The following is a 20,105-nucleotide window of genomic DNA, read 5'->3' as shown; positions in this document are numbered from 1 at the left end:
ATGTGCCCCCCATTCAGCGGTTGTGCCGATCAATAAAACTCAAGGCCTGGTACAGCGCCTGCATTCGCGGCAATTCACAGCCGGCAGCCCTGGCCGCAGCCAAGGGTCGCGCGTAGATCGCCGCCAGTTCCAGCGGGCGTTTGTGAATATGGTCGTGGTACATGCTGGGCAGGTAGTCGTCCATCGTTTCGGTCATGGCGAACATCTGTTCGGCGTAGCTGGCGGGAATCTCATGGCCGCAAGCGTTGGCGCCCTGCACCACTTCAGCCATCAACGCCTGGATCAACTCGCGGCTGGACTCGTCCGCCATCATCGCCGTGGTACCGGTGCCAAACAGGACGGAAAGGCCGTTGTAGGGCACGTTCCACACCAGCTTGTGCCAACGGGCCTGATGCACATTGGCCATGGCCTGGGACTCGATGCCCGCCTTATGAAACAGCGCGGCGCCCTCTTCAACAATGGCTTTCTGGCGCTCTTCGTCGTTGGCCGCCGTACCACTGTGATACCCCAGGTTCACGCGCCCCAGGGCCTGGTGCTCGACCACGCCGGGCGCAGAGCGGTACACACCGATGTAGCACAGCCCGCCCAGCAGATGGATCGACGCTGGCAAGTGTTCGCGCAGGCTGTCTTCCACATCCAGGCCGTTTTGCAACAGCACCACTTTGGCGTCCGGCGCCGCGACCTGGGCGAGGGTCGGCGCCAGTTCCACGTTACCTGTGGACTTGGTGCCCACCAGCAACCAATCGCACGGCGGCATATCGGCGGCGTGGGCATAGGCCTGCACCGGATGCAGGTGCAAGGGGCCGTGCACCTGACTGTTCACACGCAAGCCCTGCTCACTGACGGCTGCGTATTCGCTACGCAACAGGAAGTGCACATCGAAGCCGGCGCGCGCCAGCATCAGGCCGTAGAAACCACCGATGGCGCCGGTGCCGATGATGCCAATGCGTGGCGATGGGGATGCAACTGCGGTCATGGCAAATCCTCTGGGGTGCGGGTAAGGGCTTGGTTCACGGCATTGGCAAGGTCATCGAGCGTAAGACGTGTCTGGATCTGCCCGAGGAACTGACCCTCGCATACCACGAACAGCGCGGGCAAATGAAAGATCTGGTAGCGTTCGACCGCACCGCCGTTGTGCCCGGCATCCACCCAGCACACGCGGTCCACCGGCAACGGCCAGCCGGGCACCTGCTGGCGCGCCCAACGGCAACTGGAGCAACCGACACTGGTGAATACCACCAACGAAATACCTGGCAATCCCAGCAATTGCTGGTCAATATCCAGGTCGGTCAATTCCAGTTCCTTCACTATACTGCTGCCACCGCCGTCAACAGGACGGTGCTCGGAGTCCGTGTACATGGGTCGTTTTTTACCTCACCCTGATGATGTCGCTGTCGAGTTAATCCAACGCCCCGCTCCTGCCATCCCCCGCCAACGCCTGCTCACTCAGGGCCTTGGCGGTATCGCCTGCCATTGGCCGCGTGCCTGGCGCCAGGGTACGGCGGTTGATCTGCAAATCCCCTCCCTGGGCCCCAGTGCCCGCTATCCAGGTTATGTAGCCTGGTGCCGCAAGGTAGAGAACGGCTACCGCATCGGCATCGCGTTCACTGATGAACATGCGTTGTTCGGCGCCCGAATGGGCGAACAAGCATGCCGGATAGAACGCTACTGCCGCCAGCACGAAGACGCTGAACCTACGCCCCAGCAATTCGAAGCCCTGGCCCGCGAGTGGGTGTCGCGCCATGCCGTGGAGTTCTCCCACGAGGCCTTTGTGGCGCCAGTGCTGGATTAAAGCGGGCTTTGCCCATTGTCGCGGGCCCGTGTTACGCGCTAAGGTTCCTCCCCCCTGCATTCAAATCATGCTGTGCTCCGCCGCACGGGGATGGCTGGCGGCCGGCACCCGTGACCCTGACGAGTAACACGATGGCTGATTTACCGATCAATGACCTAAACGTCGAATCCAACGAGACCCTGATCACACCCGATCAGCTCAAGCGCGAAATCCCCCTGAGCGACGCTGCCCTGCAGACCGTCACCAAGGGCCGCGAAGTCATCCGTGACATTCTCGATGGCACCGACCACCGCCTCTTCGTCGTCATCGGGCCCTGCTCGATCCACGACCTCAAGGCCGCCCACGAATACGCCGAGCGCCTGAAGGTGCTGGCGGCAGAAGTGTCGGACACTCTGTACCTGGTGATGCGTGTCTATTTCGAGAAGCCGCGTACCACCGTCGGCTGGAAAGGCTTGATCAACGACCCATACCTGGATGACTCGTTCAAGATCCAGGACGGCTTGCACATCGGTCGTCAACTGCTGCTGGACCTGGCGGAGATGGGCCTGCCCACTGCCACCGAAGCCCTCGACCCGATCTCCCCGCAGTACCTGCAGGACCTGATCAGTTGGTCGGCCATTGGCGCACGTACCACCGAATCCCAGACCCACCGTGAAATGGCGTCCGGCCTGTCATCGGCCGTGGGTTTCAAGAACGGTACCGACGGCGGCCTGACCGTAGCGATCAACGCGCTGCAATCGGTCTCCAGCCCGCACCGGTTCCTGGGTATCAACCAGGAAGGGGGCGTCTCCATCGTCACCACCAAGGGCAATGCTTACGGTCACGTCGTGCTGCGCGGCGGCAACGGCAAGCCCAACTATGATTCGGTCAGCGTTGCCCTGTGCGAACAGGCCCTGAACAAGGCCAAGATCAAGCCGAACATCATGGTTGACTGCAGCCACGCCAACTCCAACAAGGACCCGGCCCTGCAGCCGCTGGTGATGGAAAACGTCGCCAACCAGATCCTGGAAGGCAACCAGTCGATCATCGGCCTGATGGTCGAAAGCCACCTGAACTGGGGCTGCCAGGCGATTCCAAAAGACCTGGCCGACTTGCAGTACGGCGTGTCGATCACCGATGCCTGCATCGACTGGGCGGCCACCGAGAACACCCTGCGCAGCATGCACGCCAAGCTCAAGGACGTATTGCCCAAGCGCAAACGCACCTGACACCGTAGTGCGCACACAAAAACGCCGGGCTCAGCCCGGCGTTTTTCATGGTGCGGTTTTATGCCTTACAGCTTCGCGGCATGACGCTGATGGCGCTCCATGTAGCGTTCGACATAGGAGCAGGATGGAATCACCGTGTAGCCCGCCTCTTCGGCGAACTTCAAGGCTTCCTCGGTCAAGGCCGCCGCGATGCCTCGGCCTCGCAGTGCGTTGGGCACGAAGGTCCGATAGATATCCAGGGTCTGCTTGCCGAGGTCCATATAGGTCAGATAGGCACGATGACCGTCCACATTGGTCTCGAACTGATGACCAGCCTGGTCATGGTGGATGGACAACGCCTCGCTCATCACTACTCCTCGCGGGTCTTGGTTTCTGACCCCTACCTTACCGATGTTTTTCCGGCGAAGGAACATCTACGCCACCCCGTGCCGGTTTCGACAACGAGAAACCTCTAGCGCTCACAACCAGCACGAGGGGAATAGTAGGCACCAATCCTGCAATTGCTCAAGGCGCACTCGTCTTCCCCTGCCGCTGGTGGATATAGAAAGGGCCCGATCAACCTGGGATCGAAAGCCTGAACATTGCCGGCAGTTGAACCTTGAGACGAACAGGCGCTCTTAAAGTCACCTCTAGATGTGCGAAAGATGCCGGACGGGACAAACCCAAGCGGAACGTAAGTGTCGGCGTGGATATATAAATTTTTATCTGTTCACAACGTCCAGCACAGGCTGGCTGGACCTTTCAGCCTGGCTCGATTTTTTGCCTGAATGAAAAAAAATTGAACGGTTTTTATACAAACCTTCAAAAGGTTAGCCAAAATAGATTCGGCGCGAGAATTTTTTTTGCTTCTTGCGCTACGTCAGTTTACTTACTACAAGTAATGGGTAGTATGTACGCCGGCTATTAGCTCACTCTGAGAAACTAGCCATCTAATTGAAAGTCCTTGAAGGGGAACACGATGAACAACGTTCTGAAATTCTCTGCTCTGGCTCTGGCCGCAGTTCTGGCTACCGGTTGCAGCAGCGTCTCCAAAGAAACCGAAGCTCGTCTGACTGCAACTGAAGACGCAGCAGCTCGCTCCCAGGCTCGTGCAGACGAAGCCTACCGTAAAGCTGATGAAGCTCTGGCTGCTGCTCAAAAAGCACAACAGACTGCTGACGAAGCTAACGAGCGCGCCCTGCGTATGCTTGAAAAAGCTAGCCGCAAGTAATAATCCCTCGGGGTTGTTATCAAGCCGATCCATTTATGGGTCGGCTTTTTTATTGCCTGGCGTTTGTGCCTGAATCACGGGCAATAAAAAACCCGCCACAGCGCGAGGCCATGGCGGGCTGTTGATCACACCGCGTTATTGCTGCAGATCGATCGGCGCGCTGGAGGCGATGGGTGCCCCGCCCGGTACGCCGATTTCAGTCGGCAAGCCGTCCTCGGCCGCAACCACATCCCGCACTTGATCCCAGTTCACCCGCAACTGATTGGCCAGGTCTTCACGCTTGAGCAAGGCGTTGATCACCGCGGTGTGCTTGTCGACCACCGACGGCGTGCCGTCGTCATTGAGCGGCGTGTGCGCCTCAAGGTAGACCTTGCCGCCGCTGCTGCCGAACTTGTAGGCATCGTTGATGATGCGCACCGACGTACCCACCGGCACCATGCTGGCCATTTCCAGCACGTTGTTGTTGAACATGCGGAAGCAACCATGGCTGGTGCGGGTGCCAATGCCGAACTTCATGTTGGAGCCGTGGATCAGGTAGCCCGGTGTCCCCAGGGTGAACTTGAAAGGGCCCAAGGGGTTGTCCGGGCCAGCCGGTACCACGTTGGGCAGCGGATCACCGTTGGCGGCGTGCTCGGCCTTGATCGAGGCTGGCGGAGTCCAGGTGGGGTTGGGCGTCTTGGCAATGATGCTGGTATGGGCGATGGGCGAACCCCAGCCTTCCCGACCGATGCCCAGCGGGAAGGTGTAGACCACGTTCTGGCCCTTGGGGTAGTAGTACAGCCGGTACTCCGCCAGGTTGATCACAATACCTTCGCGCGGGCCTGGGGGCAGGATGAAGCGCGTGGGCAGCACGATCTCGGTGCCCGCCCCCGGCAACCAGGCATCCACGCCCGGGTTGGCCGCGACCATCTCCGAATAGCCCAGGTCATAGGTAGTGCCCAGGTCGGCGAAGGTGTCTTCGTACTTGGCCTTGATCACCTGGACCTGACCAACGATGTCTTCACCCGGTGGTGGCAAAGGCAACTGCAAGGCTGACGCAGTACCGGCTGCGCAAAGTGCAGCGAGAGACAGGCAGCAGGTGACGACGGAAAGGCGCGACAACATCCGGAAAATCCTTCGCAGAACGACGGGTAGGTAAAAAACGATTGTATACGTGAAGCGGGGTTCTAGCTGCCCCCTACAACTCGAAACGCAACTCTGGCCAGATCGGCGGTGTGCCGCGCTTCTGGGATTCGAGGATCGCCCGGCATAGTGGGCACAGGCGTTGGTCCTGGAAGATCGAGCGATCAACTCGCGACCAACGCGGCTGTGCAGGCAGCAGCGTGCCGCACAGCGTGCGATCGATGGAGCCGCCCAGTTCCAGTTGACGCGCCACCAGGTGTACCCGCACTTCCTGGCAGGCGAACAGATCCAACTGCTCGTCCGGCTCGATCAGTTGGTAGTTAAACAGGGACCAGGCAGGACGCGACATCAGGGGCTCCAAATCGGGGGGGCGCCACCTTAGCCGAAAGCCTGCCGGTAGAAAAGCGTCATAGCAGCGGTTTTAGCGTCGGCCAGACATTTTCCAGCAACTTGCCCTGGGCGCCGACTGCCGGGTGCAGACCATCGGCTTGCATCAACTGTGGATTGCCACCCACACCCTCTAGGAAAAACGGCACCAGCGGCACCGCTTTTTCCTTGGCAAGGGTGCCATAGACCTCGGCGAAGGCATGGGTGTAACGCGGGCCGTAGTTGGGCGGCAATTGCATGCCGAGCAACAGCACCTTGGCGCCAATGGCCTTGGACTGATCAATCATCGACGCAAGATTTTGTTTCAATTGAGCGGGAGGCTGCCCGCGCAGGCCGTCGTTGCCACCCAACTCGATAACCACCACTTCCGGTTTATGCTCTGCAAGCGCCACCGGCAGCCGCGCCAAGCCTCCGGCACTGGTGTCGCCACTGATGGAAGCATTGACCACTTTATCGTCGAAACCTTCAGTCTTGAGCCGTTGCTCCAGCAGTGCGACCCACCCTTTGCGGGTATCCAGGCCGAAACCGGCACTGATACTATCGCCAACGATCAGGACTGTACCCGCCGCTGCGTTCTGGGCCATGCACATCAAGGCCAGGCCAGCACTCAAAAACCACATTCGCATCGGATTCTCCATGGGCGCAAGCATTCTCACCGCGCGGAACCTTAGCAAAGTGGTTCCCAGCGCGGAAGGTGAACTGACTATCCTGCACGAACTGAGCCTGGAACTGAACAAGGGCGATAGCCTGGCTATCGTTGGCAGCTCCGGTTCCGGTAAATCCACCCTCCTCGGCCTGCTGGCCGGCCTCGACCTGCCCAGCAGCGGCGAAGTCACCCTCGCAGGGCAAGCGCTGAGCAGCCTCGACGAAGACCAGCGTGCACGCATCCGTGCCGAACATGTGGGCTTCGTGTTCCAGTCGTTCCAGCTGCTCGACAGCCTCAATGCCCTGGAAAACGTCATGTTGCCGCTGGAACTGGACGGCCGCAAAGACGCCCGCGAACGCGCCCGGCACCTGTTGGAGCGCGTTGGCCTGGGCCAGCGCCTCACTCACTCGCCGCGCCAGCTGTCCGGTGGCGAGCAGCAACGAGTCGCAATCGCCCGCGCCTTTGCGGCCGAACCCGATGTGCTGTTTGCCGATGAACCTACCGGCAACCTCGACAGCCACACCGGCGAGCGCATCAGCGACCTGCTGTTCGAGCTCAATAAAGAGAGCGGCACCACCCTGGTGCTGGTCACCCACGACGAGCGCCTGGCCCACCGTTGCCGACGCCTGATCCGCCTTGAAGCCGGCCTGATGGTCGCGCCCCTGGAGCCTTGATGGCACGTTTGCCGCTGTTGCGCCTGTTCAGCCTTGCCATGCGCCAATTGCTGCGCGATGCCCGCGCGGGGGAATTGCGCGTGCTGTTCTTTGCCCTGCTGGTGGCCGTGGCGGCGAGTACCGCCATCGGTTACTTCGGGGCGCGTCTCAATGGCGCCATGCTGTTGCGCGCCACCGAGTTCCTGGGCGCCGACCTGGTGCTGGAGGGCAGCTCGCCGGCCAGGTCCGAGCAAATCAAGACCGGCACTGAACTGGGCCTGGATCACGCTCGCGTCGTGGAGTTCTCCAGTGTCATTGCCACTGACAATGGCATCCAGCTGTCCAGCATCAAGGCGGTCAACGAGCAGTACCCCCTGCGGGGCCAGCTGAAAAGCGCCGCCGCCCCCTTTGGTGACGAAACACCCGGCGGTGGGCCGAAACCCGGTGAAGCCTGGGTGGAGGCAAGGCTGCTGACCGCACTGGACCTCAAGGTCGGCGACAGCATTGACGTGGGCATGAAGACCCTGCGCCTGGCGCGCATCCTCACCTACGAGCCAGACCGTGCCGGCAACTTCTACAGCCTCACGCCACGGGTGATGATCAATCTGGCAGACCTGGACGCCACCGGTGTAGTCCAGCCGGGCAGTCGCGTCAGTTACCGCGAGTTGTGGCGCGGCCCCCAGGGCAGCACGGTGCTGCAAACCTATCGCGACCTGGTCAAGCCTGGCCTGGCCGCCAACCAGCGTTTGCAGGACTCGCGGGACGGTAATCAACAGATCGGCGGCGCCCTGGGCAAAGCCGAGCGCTACCTGAACATGGCCAGCCTGGTGGCGGTGTTGCTGGCCGGCGTGGCCGTGGCGCTGTCGGCCAACCGCTTCGCGACGCGGCGCTTCGATGCCAGTGCGCTGCTCCGTTGCCTGGGGCTGTCTCGACGTGAAGCCATGTTGCTGTTCAGCCTGCAATTGAGCGTACTGGGACTGCTGGCAAGCCTGACCGGTGCCGTGCTTGGCTGGTTGGCGCAGTTCGGCCTGTTCTATTTCCTACATGACCTGCTGCCCGCAGACGTTCCACCCGGCGGACTGTTGCCAGCCATCGCCGGGATCGGCACAGGCCTCGTCGCCCTCGCCGGCTTCGCCCTCCCCCCTTTGGCCGCCCTTGGCCGCGTGCCGCCGCTGCGGGTGCTCAGACGCGACCTGCTGCCCATCCCGTCCAGCACCTGGATGGTCTATGGCGCGGCGCTGTTCGCCCTGGGGCTGATCATGTGGCGCCTGAGCCTCGACCTGGTGTTGACCTTCGCCCTGCTGGGCGGAGGCGTAGTGGCAGCGCTGGTCCTCGGCGGCTTGCTCCTGCTGTTGCTGCAAAGCCTGCGTCGCCTGCTGGCGCGAGCCTCCCTGCCCTGGCGCCTGGGCCTGGGCCAGTTGTTGCGCCATCCTCTGGCAGCGGCCGGTCAATCGCTGGCGTTCGGCTTGATCCTGCTGTCCATGGGCTTGATCGCACTGCTGCGCGGCGAATTGCTCGACACCTGGCAAAACCAGTTGCCCAAGGACGCACCCAACTATTTCGCCCTGAACATCCTTCCGGCCGACAAGGACGCCTTTGGCGCCCGCCTGCTGGAACTGCAAGCCCAGTCCGCGCCGCTGTACCCCGTGGTGCCGGGCCGCCTGATCAGCATCAATGGCGAAGCGGTGCAGGAAATTGTCAGCAAGGACTCCAGCGGTGACCGCGCCGTGCAACGCGACCTGAGCCTCACTTGGGCCGCCGATCTACCGCCGGGCAACGCCTTGACGGCGGGCTCGTGGTGGTCGCAGCAACCCACCGAGGAGATTCCGGGTGTGTCGGTCGAAGCCAAGGTGGCAGAAAGCCTCAAGCTCAAGCTCAACGATCTCCTGGTGTTCACGGTGGGTGGGGAAAATCGCGAAGCACGGGTCACCAGCCTGCGAACGATCAACTGGGATAACTTCCAACCCAACTTCTTCATGATTTTCCAACCGGGCACCTTGAAGGACCTGCCGGCGACCTACCTGACCAGTTTCTATCTGGCGCCGGGGCATGACCAGCAGATCGTCGACCTGTCCCGCGCCTTCCCGGCAGTGACTATCCTGCAGGTCGAGGCCCTGCTGGAACAGTTGCGCAGCATCCTCGCCCAAGTGACGCTGGCGGTAGAGTACGTGCTGTTGTTTGTACTGGCTGCGGGGATGGCGGTACTCTTTTCGGGGCTGCAGGCCACCCTGGACGAGCGTATCCGCCAAGGCGCGCTGCTACGTGCACTGGGTGCCGAGCGCAAGTTGCTGGTCAAGGCCAGGCGTATCGAGTTCGGCTTGCTGGGTGCCGTCAGCGGACTGTTGGCGGCGCTGGGAACAGAACTGGTGACCTTTGTGCTGTACCGCTATGCCTTTGACCTGGCCTGGCACCCGCACCCGTGGCTGTTGGTGCTACCGGTGATCGGTGCTGTGCTGATAGGCGGCGCCGGGGTGTTTGGCACGCGCCGCGCACTCAATGCCAGCCCACTGACGGTATTGCGCGAAGGCTGAAACAACGCAGGCCCGTACGCCTTTTGGGTACGGGCCCGCATCATTCATTTGAGGTATTCGATACCGGTGATCCACCAGCACACGTCCCCACTGGGGGTCTGCACAATGGCCTCATCGTCCACTTCCTTGCGCAACAGCGCGCGGGCCATCGGTGAGTCGATGGAGATGTAGTCCATCCGATCATAAATTTCGTCATATCCTACGATTCGAAAGCGCTTGGTCTCGCCCTGCTCGTTTTCGATATCAACCCAGGCACCGAAGAACACTTTGCCTTCCTGCTCGGGCATGTACTCGACCACACGCATGTCTTCCAGGCGTTTGCGCAGGTAACGCACGCGGCGGTCGATCTCACGCAGCAGTTTCTTGTTGTACTGGTAGTCCGCGTTCTCGCTTCGATCCCCCAGGGAGGCTGCCCATGTCACCTTGCGTGTGGTGTCCGGGCGCTTCTCTCGCCACAGGTAATCCAGCTCCTTTTTCAGCGCCTCATGACCCTCTTTGGTAATCAGCTTGGTACTCAAACGCATGCATCCCCAGGAAATATCCATTGACTCCAATGCCGCACCCTCAAGGCCTGGCGCCGGCGAACAGAGGTGGATAATAAATGAACGCGCGAAAGTAGCCAGGCCAGCAGGCCGATCGCCTCACAGCAAAACGCCAAATACGCCACCATTTGACGTCTGCTCATCAGGCTTGGCGAAACTGTCCATCGTCCGATCCAGCTCAAGCATCAGCGCATGCAGATTTTGCCGCCCCTCGGATAGCTGAGCCCACAGAACCGCCAATTTTTCACTGCGCTGACGAAGTACCAACTCTTGGCTATAGGCTTGGGTGATCCGTTTTTCCAGGACAGCGGCACGCTCCTCGATCGTTTGCTGCTCGTGGTGTTGCGCGGCGAGTGCTTCGGCCAACTGGGCCTCACGACTCTCCAATGCCTGGACCCGCAACTGCAAGGTGGCCTCCTTTTCCAGCGTTCGGTTACCCAGTTCCTGACGCTCCTGGTCAAGCTCGGCCTGGCCTTGCTGCAGTCGGCTCTGCCATTGCTCAAGTGCCTCTTCTTGCTTGAGCACCGCCGTCTTTTGCGCGGTGAGTTGCTGGGAAACACGCGCAAGGTTGGTCAGGGTACTGTCCACTTCAAACAGTGAACTCTGCTCCGCTGGTACACACTGCAACGGCGGCTCAGCGACCGCAGGCATAGGGCTCGGCGCCTCCTCCTGCGTCGAGGGCACAGCTTGCGGCTCGACCCGTTGCTCCAGCAACGGCGGCAGGGCTTTTTCAGCCGTACTTACCACCTTGGGTGGCGAAATCATCTGGGAAGAAAATCGAATGGACGGGACAATCAGCGTGGCGCTTTCAATCGCCGCGCCCGCCGGTGCAGACGCTCCCAGGGTGATCACTTTCATCACCAAGGCTTTCTTGATGATCACCGAATGGTGGTCTTGGGGCCGCGCAGGCGGCAACTTGCAACCGTTCAAGTCGACAAAATGATAAGGAATCTGAGTTTCGGTTTCGCTGGCAGGCTTGGTGCCGGCTGCGGCCAACGTCAATATCTGCTTGAACACCTGCATCGCAACGTGCAGGTCTTCCTGAGCCTCAACACCACTCAAGAAATAACGTTCAAGCTTCTTGCGTAAAGCTGCAACGTATACCCGGGCACTTCCGGGTTCGGTCTCTTCATCCAGGCTGTACACCAGAAAGTTAGAGCCTATTTGAGGAACGGCAAAACCGCAGAGTAATGCACCGTTGAGTGGAGCATCCTCACCTGAGCGTTCCAGAACAAGGGTACGTAGAAGCATCACGATAATCAGGCCTCACGACAATTAAACAATAATTAAACCACCCATAAACATCCAATTTTGCAACCCCCCCATCATATAGCGATTACTTGCGCAGACTATAAACCCCGCTGTAGGACTTCTCTTATTAGAACACCTCAGCATTTTCAACTTTTGTTATTGAACGTACCCTTTTCCCACTTCGAGCCCCTGCACAGTTCAATTTAGGCGCCTGCTTTAGCAGACAAGTTGGCAAACCAATCCAGCAGAACAACAAAATGATCGAGATAAGCAACCTGACAAAACAGCTGGACAACAAAATCGTAATAAGAGATCTCTCATTCTCTGCCCAGCGCAACGAATGCCTTGGACTGTTTGGGCTTGAGCGCGCGGGCAAGACCACACTTTTAAAAATGGTGGCTGGCTCGACAAGCCCCTCATCCGGTCAGGTGAACATCGTCGGTTTCGACACCCGCACACACGCTCGCCAAACGTGCCAAGCCGTGGGCTACCAGCCCGCCGAGTTCAACCACCCCTCAATGTCCGTCAACAGCTTGCTCAGCTTTATTGCCGAGCTTCGCGGATTTCGCGGCGCCGAAAAACGCCGCCGTGTGGATAGAGCGGTTGCGCGACTCGAACTGTCCCCCTTGCTCAGGTATCCGATCAACACACTTCCCCTGGGCCTCAAACGCAAAGTTGCGATTGCCCAGGCGATCCTGCATACACCCCGCGTACTGCTACTGGACGAACCCTGCGAGGGCCTGGCATCGCTCCAGCAAAGCAAGGTCCGGGCACTTATCCAATCATTGACCGAGGAAATGACGGTGATCGTCGCCTCGCGTGATTGCGAAGCGCTGGTCGATACCTGCACACGCGGCCTCATTATCGAGAAGGGCTGCTTATTGGCGGATGCCCCAATGCCGGAACTGCTGCGCAGTTCACGGTACTTCCAGGCCGTTACCCTGGCCTCATCGTCTGAGCTGGACTTGCTAGCCCTTGCGGTGCTGCCTGGCGTTGCCGGCATCGAAGAGGATCACCAACGTCCCGGCACGGTGACCGTACTGGCCATGCCAGGCCACAGTATCTTCCCTTCCATCAGTGCGCTGATTGCCAACCGACACTGGCAAGTTCACTCACTGAAAATGGAACCCGGTCGCTTTGACGATGTGGTTCATCGCTTGGCCCAAGGGGCGTCCCTTTGAACAGAGTGTTCACGGTCTTCCGACGTCAACTGGCCAATTATCTATGCGCGCCTTCCACCTACTTGAGCATCACCGCGTTCCTGCTGCTGTCGGCAGTACTGGGATTACAGACTCATCAATGGCTGGAACAAGGCAGCCGTCACTTACAGGCATTTTTCCAGATTCACCCGTGGCTGTACCTACTGTTGATTCCCACGCTGTCTACCCAACTTCTGGCGAATGAGCACGAGAGTGGCTTTGTGGACTTTCTGGCCACCCTGCCCCTCAAACCGTCTGAACTTGTCGTCGGCAAGTTTTTTGCCGCTTGGGTTATCGCCGCACTGGCCCTGTTGCTGACCTTTCCGCTGGTGATCATGATCAATGTGTTCGGCACTGCAGATAACTTAGTCATTGCCTCACAATTTCTGGCCAGCTGGTTATTGGCAGGCAGTTATCTATCAGTCGGTTTTTTCATTTGCGCGTTGACACATCAACGCTTGGTCATTTTCCTCTTAACGCTGTGTTTATTATTGATCGCCGGTAGCCTGTCGTCTGTACTTGACGCACTTGAACATCAAACCCCGATCTGGATCATCGACAGTCTGACGTCTCTTAGTCCCTTTCTGCGCTTTGCCATGATCGACCATGGCTCATTCATTCTTCGCGACGGCTTGTACTTCATCAGCATGATGGTTGCCTTTCTAACGGCAACGATTGTGCTGCTCAACTATAAACGCCGCTAAGAAGGTCGTTCTAGATGCGATCCGCCTTGCGCACCGGCATAACCCTCACTGTCATTCTGCTGCTTTTCCTGGCGTTCAACCTGGTTTGGGCCCCCAGGTTTCCCGACCTGCGCTGGGACTTGTCCCCCCATAAAACCAACACGTTATCGCCCGCCGCCGTGCAATTGCTTTCCAATCTGCAAGTGCCATTGGACTTTTACTACTTCCACTCACGCAAGTCTGGCGAGCAAAAACGCTACGGCAGGCAAGTTGAAGAAACGCTCAAGGCATTCGAAAAAGCATCGAAGGGCATGATCAATTTGCGCATCATCAATCCTGCTCCTTTTTCAGAGGATGCCTACAAAGCCAAGCTGTACGGCCTTGAGGACAATCAGGGCTTCCTGGGGCTTATCGGTACCCGTGATGGCCAGGCCGCACAACGTATCGAATCATTCAGCCCTGACAGAGCCCCGCTTCTTGAATATGAAATCAGCCACCTGATCACCCAGCTCCATAATCCGGAGCCCCCCATGATCGGGCTGTTATCAGGTTTGTCACCGGAAGAATCCATTGAGCCGCAGCTGCAGGAGTTGCACCGGCACTTTGACGTTTTGGAGCTGGAACCAGACGCCGATCATGTGCCTGCACGTACTAAAGCACTGATGGTCGTACACCCTCGCAGGCTGCCAGAACAAACCCTGTATGCGGTTGATCAGTTTGTACTGGGAGGCGGCAAGGTCATGATGTTTATCGACCCGCAGAGCAACCGGCAATTGGAGGAAACGCGTTCGCCCGCAGTTCTGGACGGGCTGCTTGCCAGCTGGGGCGTCGCCATGAAGAGCGACAAGATACTCATCGATACCACTTACGCCTCGACCGCCCCTCTCCCGGAAACGTTGACACTGCCGCGAAAGGCAATGGCGACCAGCGATGTCAGCACCTGGAAACTCGATGCGGTAACGGTAGCCAGCAGCGGCGTCCTCACACGTCTTGAAAAAAGCCAGACGGACTTCACCCCACTGCTGCGCAGTTCAAGACAATCGGCGCTCGCACAGCCTGACGAACTGGACAGTGAACTCACCAGAAGCGGCGAACAGCACGTCATCGCTGCCCGCATTCAGGGGCCAGCCTATTCAGCGTTTCCCGATGGGGTGGGTGAACGATCGCCGGGCCTGCAAAAATCAGCACAAATCCATGTGGTGATCGTTGCCGACACGGATGTGCTCGGCGACCACCTGGACAGCCCGGCCCAACGTAGCAATAGCCTGTTCGTGCTTAACACATTGGATAACCTGGCCGCTCCCGATGAGCTTGCAAACATACGTCCTCATGGGGTCACTGGCGCAACATCGCAGGTGCTGGAAAACCTGCGCGAGTCCGCCGAGCAGGCCTATCAAACCCAGGCCAAAGACCTGTTGCGACGGCTAGCGCACACCGAAAAGGAATGGCAACGCATGAACCCACCCGCTACCGCGATGGGCACGGAGGCTGTGGATACCGGCACCCAGCTGCAAGCGCTCAACAAAGAACGGCTAAGCCTGCCGGCGGAACTGCACGCGCTGAAAACACAGGCCTATGCGCCTGTGCGTCGCCTGGAGCGAAACATGAAGCTAGTGCTTATCGTGCCAGTGCCTGCGTTGCTGTGCCTGGTTGCCTTGGGGGTGTACCTGTGGCGGCGGCGGCGCCGTCCCCTACCGCCTTGCGCGCTGTATTGAAACCTCAACGGCGCGCAATCAAGCCTTGACGGGCAATACGCGTCAACTGACGAATCACTTCATCGGCATTGCTGGCACTGGGGGCCTGGATAACGGCCAGGTCAAAGCTGTTGCTGGCGAAACGGGCAAGGGAGTCGCCGTCTTCAACAAACTGAATCAAGAACGCCGAGGGACGCCCGCTACGACGAGGCCAGCCATCCAGGTAACGCAACAGCGTCGGCTGGTGCTTGCCACCCAGGAGGATCTTGGGATTGCGTTGAGTGAGGTCCGCGGTGATCGGGGCCAGGCGAATCAGGGGGCGTAGTGCATTCATCGTGTCGAGTCTCTGCCTCAAAAGTCTGCGGGCAGGTGAGAGGCAACACCGAACCAGCGCTTTAGCGGAATTTCGAAGCAAGGTGATTGCTTCTGTCGGGACCGAGAACGGTCACCCATGGCGCCCCGCAATTAGCTGTTTAAATCGGCGCATGAGCGGCATCCTAGAGAAGCCAATAGCGCGGTGTCAAGAATCCCGAGCAGCAAAAGGCCCGCACATGGCGGGCCTCTTGGGCGTTCTACAGCGAGAGTCAGTTGGCGATGGCGCGGTCGGCAGACAGTTTGCCAGCGCCTTCCAGCAGCACCGCCAGCGAGCCACCCAGCAAGGCCAGTGCAAACTCATACCCGTTGTTGGCCATGAACAGACCGTTGTGGATATGCACCGAGAAGATCGCCACCAGCGACAAGATGGTCAGGCCCAATGCCGCAGGGCGCACCAGCAAACCGATGATCAGTGCCAGGCCCGCGAAGAACTCGGTGCCGCCAGACAACAGCGCCATCAGGGTACCCGGCGCCAGGCCGATGCTTTCCATCCACTGGGCAGTGCCCGCCAGGCCATAGCCGCCAAACCAGCCAAACAGTTTTTGCGAGCCGTGGGCGGCAAAGATGATGCCGACCACAACGCGCAGGATGGTCAGGCCGTAGCCGGCGCGGGTAGACAGGATGCTTTTGATCAGTGGGCTCATGGTGATAATCCTTTTCAAAGTAGGGGTTGGTTGGCCGCTATATTAATCAGATTACAGAATGATAAAAGCCGAAAAAATGCCTAATTAACATCGATAAAATCGATTATTTGCGTGAGGCAATTTTCGGCGTTGGCGGCTCCAGGGACTCCCGCTCCCGATCAAACGCCAAGTAGTACTTGTTGACGCTATTAACATAGCTCACGCCGCCCATCCCCACTTGCTCCATGGCAATGCGTTCAACCTGGAAGAACCACTGGTTAGGGTTGAGCCCCCGGCGCCTGGCCTCGGTACGCATGCCTTGCACGCGCTCGGGGCCCATGTTGTAGGCCGCCAGCACAAACGCCATGCGTTCACGTTCGTTGAGCTTGGGGCTGGAGAAGAACTTGCGACGGATCATCGCCAGGTAGCGCGCACCTGCCTGCACATTGCTATCAAGGCTTTCGATATTGTTCACGCCCACCCGCTGCGCTGCCGAAGGGGTGATCTGCATCAGGCCCGTAGGGCCGCCGCTGTTGCGTGCGCCGGGATCGAGCGCCGACTCCTTGAACGCCAGTGCAGCGAGGTTCAGCCAGTCCATGCCCTGCTCGCGCGCATGCTTTTGCAGCACGGGCCGCAGTTTTTCCAGGCGTTGGCGGTCGACACGCGCCAAGGGATTGCGCACCTGATACAGGCGTCGGTAAATGCGCTGGAACGCTACGTCCTGGTCGGAAGGGGTTCGGTAGGTCTTGAGAAAACGATCAATGCTGGCCCGTAACATCGAGGCGTCCTGACGCACAAACCAGTATTCGTCGCCCGGTTCATTGATGACCACCTGCTTGTCAAAACGCAGCTTCGGCAGGATCTTCGACCAGCGTTCGGCAATCGGTTTTTCGACAATGGTCAGGTGAAAAATGCCGGCCTGGACCATTTCCAACACGTCTTCCACGGCCAGGGTGGGATCGACCCACTCCACTTTTACCGGCGGCTGCTTGTGCAAGGCCAGTTTCTGATTCACCTGGCTGATGGCATCCGCTGCCGCGCTGCCGGTGGTCAACGCCAGGGTTCGACCCGAGAGTTGCTCCAACTTGGTAAACCGTCGCTCGCCTTTGACACCCACCAGCCACAGGGGCACATCGCTGGCAATCGGGTCGCTGGTGCTGATCTTGTGCGCAGCCTTAACGTCCAGCAGTTCACCGGGCGCCACCAGGTCGCCTTCGCCACGGGCCAGCGCGCCGAGCAACTGGTCCTTGGCCTTGGGAATGATCTTGAGGTTGATCGCCTGGCCATCGCGGGCATGGCCATTGAGGTATTGCTCGAAGGCACGCAGGCGGTGGTATTCAACGCCGATGGCCTGGCCCTGCACTTCGCCGGAACTGTTACGACTCTGGTTGACCAGTACGCGCAGGGTTCGGCTGGAACGGATTTCCGCCAGGTCGCGCACCTTGCCGGGCTTGGTCACTTCCAGCGGCCCGTCCAGACGCGCCACCGCCGCCATGGGCAGCAGTAACGTCAGGCACAACATAAGCAACGCCGAGGGTCGGATCATCCGCTCTCCGGAAAAGAATACTGCCCAACGTCCTCGCGAAAAACGAGGCGCTGGGGGTCAGAAACAGAGCGCTTAATGCGCAGGCTTTGCGCGCAACGGTGGCACAGGGAACGGCGCGCGGCCAGGCCCAATGTCACTTGCGACGTTCAAAGACAGCGATAACTCGTTGTAGTTCTTCGATTTTCTTATAAATCTACAGCTCTGATATGCTTTCCGGCCGCAGGCGGAGATAGCACCATGCAACTCATTGATATCGGCGTCAACCTGACCAACCCCAGTTTTGACGAGAAACACCAGGCCGCCCTCGACCGCGCCTACGCCGCCGGCGTGCAGCAATTGGTGCTCACCGGCACCAGCGTCGACGGCAGTGAGCAGGCCCTGGAACTCTGCGTAAAATTCGATCAAAGCGGCCAGCGCCTGTTCAGCACCGCCGGCATCCACCCCCACAGCGCCAGCGACTGGAACGGCGACAGCGCCCAGCGTTTGCGTGGCTTGCTCAATGACCGTCGCGTGCGGGCGGTGGGCGAATGCGGGCTGGATTTCAACCGGGATTTTTCACCCCGCCCGCAACAGGAAAAAGTCCTCGAAGAGCACCTGGCCCTGGCCGTCGAGCTTAAACTGCCGGTGTTCCTGCATGAGCGCGATGCCAACGTTCGGCTGCTGGAGATCCTCAGGGGTTACCGCGACCACCTCACCGCAGCCGTCGTGCACTGCTTTACCGGCGAGCAGCAGGCGTTGTTCAGCTACCTCGACCTTGACTTGCACATCGGCATCACCGGGTGGATCTGCGACGAGCGCCGTGGGACCCATCTGCACCCGCTGGTCAGGGAGATTCCCCGAGGCCGCCTGATGCTGGAAAGCGATGCGCCCTACCTGCTGCCGCGCACCCTGCGGCCCAAACCGAAAAATGGCCGCAACGAACCGGCGTACTTGCCCGAGGTGCTGCGCGAGGTGGCGTTGCATCGCAATGAAAGCGTGGAAGACCTGGCACAACACAGCACCGCCAGCGCCCGCGCCTTTTTCGGGCTGCCTGCGGTGGATTGATGCGGCGCATTGACCCATGTCAAAACGGTTTTCTGCACTAGCGGCACAATAATGGCACCTTGCCAATGCTGTTTCCGCTATCAGAGAAAACCTTCCATGGGTGCCTGGCTTAGCAATATCTCGCTTAAATACAAATTCTGGGCCGTCAACGCGGTCGCCTTCATCACCACGCTGTTGCTGGTGCTGTACGCCGTGCAGCTCGAACAACAGGCGCGCGGCGCTGCGGCCCAGGCTAGCGCGCAGGCCCAGGGGCGCTTGCTCAGCGCCTGGCCAGCGGGCCAGGCATTGCCCAACGACGAGCACTGGCTCACGTTCACCCGTGGCCAAATCCCCCAGTTGGCCGATCAAGACCTGGCGGCCCTGAGCAACGCCAGTGGTTGGGTCGAACTCAACCCCATGCCCCTGTTTGGCGAAAACCCGTTACTGGGCGCCGAAGTGATCGCTCGCGCCGACGGCCAGCAGGTGGCTGTGCTGGCCTACGCGCCAAGCCTGAGCCAGGTGTTCGAGGATCGTTTTGCCCATTACGCCGTCGCCGTGGCGATCCTGATGCTGGCGATGCTCGGCGCCTCGCAATTGCTGATCCGTTTCCTGCTCAGCCAGCTCAACACCCTCAAGGACGTGATGCTGCACGTAGAGAAAACCGGCGACCTCTCGGCCCGCGTGCCTTTGGCGTGCAAGGACGAAGTCGGCCAGATGGCCAGCGCCTTCAACGCCATGCAGGCCGGTTACCAGCGCGTGGTCAACACCGTGGCGCACACCGCCCAGCAACTGGACGACGGCGCCGCCCGCCTGGCCAGCAGCATGAACGACGTACAACACGGCATGCTTGGCCAGCAAAGTGAAACCGACCAGGCCGCCACCGCCATCAATGAGATGACGGCCACCGTCTACCACATCGCCCAACATGCCGGCGCCACCCGTGACCTGTCCCAGACCGCCGACACCCTCGCCGGCAGCGGCCAGGAAGTTGTCACCCGCGTGCAGCGCTCGATTGCCGGGCTCTCCACCGGCGTGCAACAGACCGCCGAAATGATCCAGAAACTTGCCGAAGACAGTCAGAAAATCAACGGCGTGGTCAGTGTGATCCACAGCATCGCCGAACAGACCAACCTGCTCGCCCTCAACGCCGCCATCGAAGCCGCCCGCGCCGGGGAAATGGGCCGTGGTTTCGCCGTAGTCGCCGACGAGGTGCGCAACCTCGCCAAGCGCGTGCAAAACTCCACCGACGAAATCACCCGCATGGTTTCGGCGCTGCAAGCCGGCACTCGCGACGCCGTGGACTTTATGCAGGAAAGCTCGTTCAAGGCCGACGACTGCGTACAGCAAGCCCAGGAAGCCGGCATCGCACTCGCCGAAATCACCGGCGCCGTGGCGCAGATGCGCGAGAGCAACACTCAGATCGCCGTCGCAGCCGAACAGCAAAGCCACGTTGCCGAGGAGATGAACCGCGCGGTGGTGAGCATTCGAGACGTGACCGAAAACACCGTGCAGCAAACGGTGGATTCGGCCACCACCAGCAATCAGCTGGCAACCTTGGCGGGAGAGCTGAGCAAGGCGATTGGGCAGTTGAAGCTGTAGGACTGTTCGACCTGTAATCCT

Annotated in this window: 21 protein-coding genes; 10 read left to right on the top strand and 11 right to left on the bottom strand. The window is 59.9% G+C overall.

Annotated features, from left to right (window positions below; translation table 11 throughout):
* Positions 1 to 13 precede the first annotated feature (13 nt).
* Positions 14 to 976, bottom strand: a complete 963-nt coding sequence (locus tag DYL59_RS02885; protein ID WP_135287818.1) for a putative 2-dehydropantoate 2-reductase — start codon at positions 974 to 976, stop codon at positions 14 to 16.
* Positions 973 to 1,359: a YbbN family protein gene (locus tag DYL59_RS02880; RefSeq protein WP_135287817.1), complete on the bottom strand. Its 387-nt coding sequence runs from the start codon at positions 1,357 to 1,359 to the stop codon at positions 973 to 975. The genes DYL59_RS02885 and DYL59_RS02880 overlap by 4 nt, the downstream gene beginning before the upstream one ends.
* Between DYL59_RS02880 and DYL59_RS02875 the strand changes: the two genes are divergently transcribed.
* Both DYL59_RS02875 and DYL59_RS02870 read left to right on the top strand, forming a co-directional pair.
* Positions 1,358 to 1,792, top strand: a complete 435-nt coding sequence (locus tag DYL59_RS02875; RefSeq protein WP_135287816.1) for a PilZ domain-containing protein — start codon at positions 1,358 to 1,360, stop codon at positions 1,790 to 1,792. The genes DYL59_RS02880 and DYL59_RS02875 overlap by 2 nt on opposite strands.
* Before the next feature lie 131 nt (positions 1,793 to 1,923).
* The gene (locus DYL59_RS02870; protein WP_016975370.1) at positions 1,924 to 3,000 is read left to right on the top strand and encodes a 3-deoxy-7-phosphoheptulonate synthase; all 1,077 of its coding nucleotides are present in this window, start codon (positions 1,924 to 1,926) and stop codon (positions 2,998 to 3,000) included.
* Between the two features lie 65 nt (positions 3,001 to 3,065).
* Here the strand turns inward: DYL59_RS02870 and DYL59_RS02865 are convergent, their stop codons facing one another.
* Positions 3,066 to 3,347: a GNAT family N-acetyltransferase gene (locus DYL59_RS02865; RefSeq protein ID WP_003189869.1), complete on the bottom strand. Its 282-nt coding sequence runs from the start codon at positions 3,345 to 3,347 to the stop codon at positions 3,066 to 3,068.
* 611 nt (positions 3,348 to 3,958) lie between these two features.
* On the opposite strand from DYL59_RS02865, the gene oprI reads away from it, so the two are divergent.
* The gene (gene oprI, locus DYL59_RS02860) at positions 3,959 to 4,210 is read left to right on the top strand and encodes an outer membrane lipoprotei OprI (RefSeq protein WP_003172710.1); all 252 of its coding nucleotides are present in this window, start codon (positions 3,959 to 3,961) and stop codon (positions 4,208 to 4,210) included.
* 135 nt (positions 4,211 to 4,345) lie between these two features.
* Here oprI and DYL59_RS02855 read toward each other — a convergent pair whose 3' ends face one another.
* The 3 genes from DYL59_RS02855 to DYL59_RS02845 all read right to left on the bottom strand — a co-directional run bounded on the left by DYL59_RS02855 (position 4,346) and on the right by DYL59_RS02845 (position 6,345).
* Positions 4,346 to 5,314 carry a L,D-transpeptidase family protein gene (locus DYL59_RS02855; RefSeq protein WP_135287815.1) on the bottom strand — a complete coding sequence of 323 codons (969 nt, stop codon included), beginning with the start codon at positions 5,312 to 5,314 and terminating at the stop codon, positions 4,346 to 4,348.
* 73 nt (positions 5,315 to 5,387) lie between these two features.
* A complete protein-coding gene (locus DYL59_RS02850) occupies positions 5,388 to 5,681 on the bottom strand; it encodes a hypothetical protein (protein WP_010211879.1) in 294 nt (97 codons plus the stop codon).
* Positions 5,682 to 5,739: 58 nt separating this feature from the next.
* Positions 5,740 to 6,345 carry an arylesterase gene (locus DYL59_RS02845; protein ID WP_167496649.1) on the bottom strand — a complete coding sequence of 202 codons (606 nt, stop codon included), beginning with the start codon at positions 6,343 to 6,345 and terminating at the stop codon, positions 5,740 to 5,742.
* Positions 6,346 to 6,355: 10 nt separating this feature from the next.
* Here DYL59_RS02845 and DYL59_RS02840 point away from each other — a divergent pair, with 10 nt between their 5' ends.
* Both DYL59_RS02840 and DYL59_RS02835 read left to right on the top strand, forming a co-directional pair.
* The gene (locus DYL59_RS02840) at positions 6,356 to 7,039 is read left to right on the top strand and encodes an ABC transporter ATP-binding protein (protein WP_135287813.1); all 684 of its coding nucleotides are present in this window, start codon (positions 6,356 to 6,358) and stop codon (positions 7,037 to 7,039) included.
* Positions 7,039 to 9,549: an ABC transporter permease gene (locus DYL59_RS02835; RefSeq protein WP_135287812.1), complete on the top strand. Its 2,511-nt coding sequence runs from the start codon at positions 7,039 to 7,041 to the stop codon at positions 9,547 to 9,549. The genes DYL59_RS02840 and DYL59_RS02835 overlap by 1 nt, the downstream gene beginning before the upstream one ends.
* 44 nt (positions 9,550 to 9,593) lie before the next feature.
* Here DYL59_RS02835 and greB read toward each other — a convergent pair whose 3' ends face one another.
* Together greB and DYL59_RS02825 are read right to left on the bottom strand one after the other, a co-directional pair.
* A complete protein-coding gene (gene greB / locus DYL59_RS02830; RefSeq protein WP_135287978.1) occupies positions 9,594 to 10,067 on the bottom strand; it encodes a transcription elongation factor GreB in 474 nt (157 codons plus the stop codon).
* A gap of 123 nt (positions 10,068 to 10,190) precedes the next feature.
* On the bottom strand, positions 10,191 to 11,342 hold the full coding sequence (locus DYL59_RS02825) for a hypothetical protein (protein WP_337678409.1): 1,152 nt from the start codon (positions 11,340 to 11,342) through the stop codon (positions 10,191 to 10,193).
* Between the two features lie 257 nt (positions 11,343 to 11,599).
* On the opposite strand from DYL59_RS02825, the gene DYL59_RS02820 reads away from it, so the two are divergent.
* Genes DYL59_RS02820 through DYL59_RS02810 form a run of 3 tightly spaced genes read left to right on the top strand, consistent with a single transcriptional unit; the run spans position 11,600 to position 14,939 of the window.
* Positions 11,600 to 12,523: an ATP-binding cassette domain-containing protein gene (locus DYL59_RS02820; protein WP_135287810.1), complete on the top strand. Its 924-nt coding sequence runs from the start codon at positions 11,600 to 11,602 to the stop codon at positions 12,521 to 12,523.
* Positions 12,520 to 13,245, top strand: coding sequence for an ABC transporter permease (locus DYL59_RS02815; protein WP_135287809.1), 726 nt, complete (start codon positions 12,520 to 12,522; stop codon positions 13,243 to 13,245). Before DYL59_RS02820 ends, DYL59_RS02815 begins: the two co-directional genes overlap by 4 nt.
* A 14-nt stretch (positions 13,246 to 13,259) precedes the next feature.
* Positions 13,260 to 14,939, top strand: a complete 1,680-nt coding sequence (locus DYL59_RS02810) for a Gldg family protein (protein ID WP_135287808.1) — start codon at positions 13,260 to 13,262, stop codon at positions 14,937 to 14,939.
* A gap of 4 nt (positions 14,940 to 14,943) precedes the next feature.
* On the opposite strand, the gene DYL59_RS02805 is transcribed toward DYL59_RS02810, so the two are convergent.
* The 3 genes from DYL59_RS02805 to DYL59_RS02795 form a co-directional block, all read right to left on the bottom strand.
* Positions 14,944 to 15,252, bottom strand: a complete 309-nt coding sequence (locus tag DYL59_RS02805) for a class I SAM-dependent methyltransferase (RefSeq protein WP_135287807.1) — start codon at positions 15,250 to 15,252, stop codon at positions 14,944 to 14,946.
* Between the two features lie 250 nt (positions 15,253 to 15,502).
* The gene (locus tag DYL59_RS02800) at positions 15,503 to 15,937 is read right to left on the bottom strand and encodes a DoxX family protein (RefSeq protein WP_135287806.1); all 435 of its coding nucleotides are present in this window, start codon (positions 15,935 to 15,937) and stop codon (positions 15,503 to 15,505) included.
* A gap of 103 nt (positions 15,938 to 16,040) precedes the next feature.
* On the bottom strand, positions 16,041 to 17,462 hold the full coding sequence (locus DYL59_RS02795; protein ID WP_135287805.1) for an MltF family protein: 1,422 nt from the start codon (positions 17,460 to 17,462) through the stop codon (positions 16,041 to 16,043).
* 237 nt (positions 17,463 to 17,699) lie between these two features.
* Between DYL59_RS02795 and DYL59_RS02790 the strand changes: the two genes are divergently transcribed.
* Together DYL59_RS02790 and DYL59_RS02785 are read left to right on the top strand one after the other, a co-directional pair.
* Complete coding sequence (locus tag DYL59_RS02790) at positions 17,700 to 18,506, top strand: TatD family hydrolase (protein WP_135287804.1); 807 nt, start codon at positions 17,700 to 17,702, stop codon at positions 18,504 to 18,506.
* A 96-nt stretch (positions 18,507 to 18,602) separates the two neighbouring features.
* On the top strand, positions 18,603 to 20,084 hold the full coding sequence (locus DYL59_RS02785; RefSeq protein ID WP_135287803.1) for a methyl-accepting chemotaxis protein: 1,482 nt from the start codon (positions 18,603 to 18,605) through the stop codon (positions 20,082 to 20,084).
* The last annotated feature ends 21 nt before the right edge of the window (positions 20,085 to 20,105 follow it).

The organism is Pseudomonas kairouanensis, from assembly GCF_004682055.1.
GTDB lineage: Bacteria > Pseudomonadota > Gammaproteobacteria > Pseudomonadales > Pseudomonadaceae > Aquipseudomonas > Aquipseudomonas kairouanensis.
Note: the sequence above shows the minus strand (reverse complement) of the source record. Positions and strands in the feature narration are given on the sequence as shown.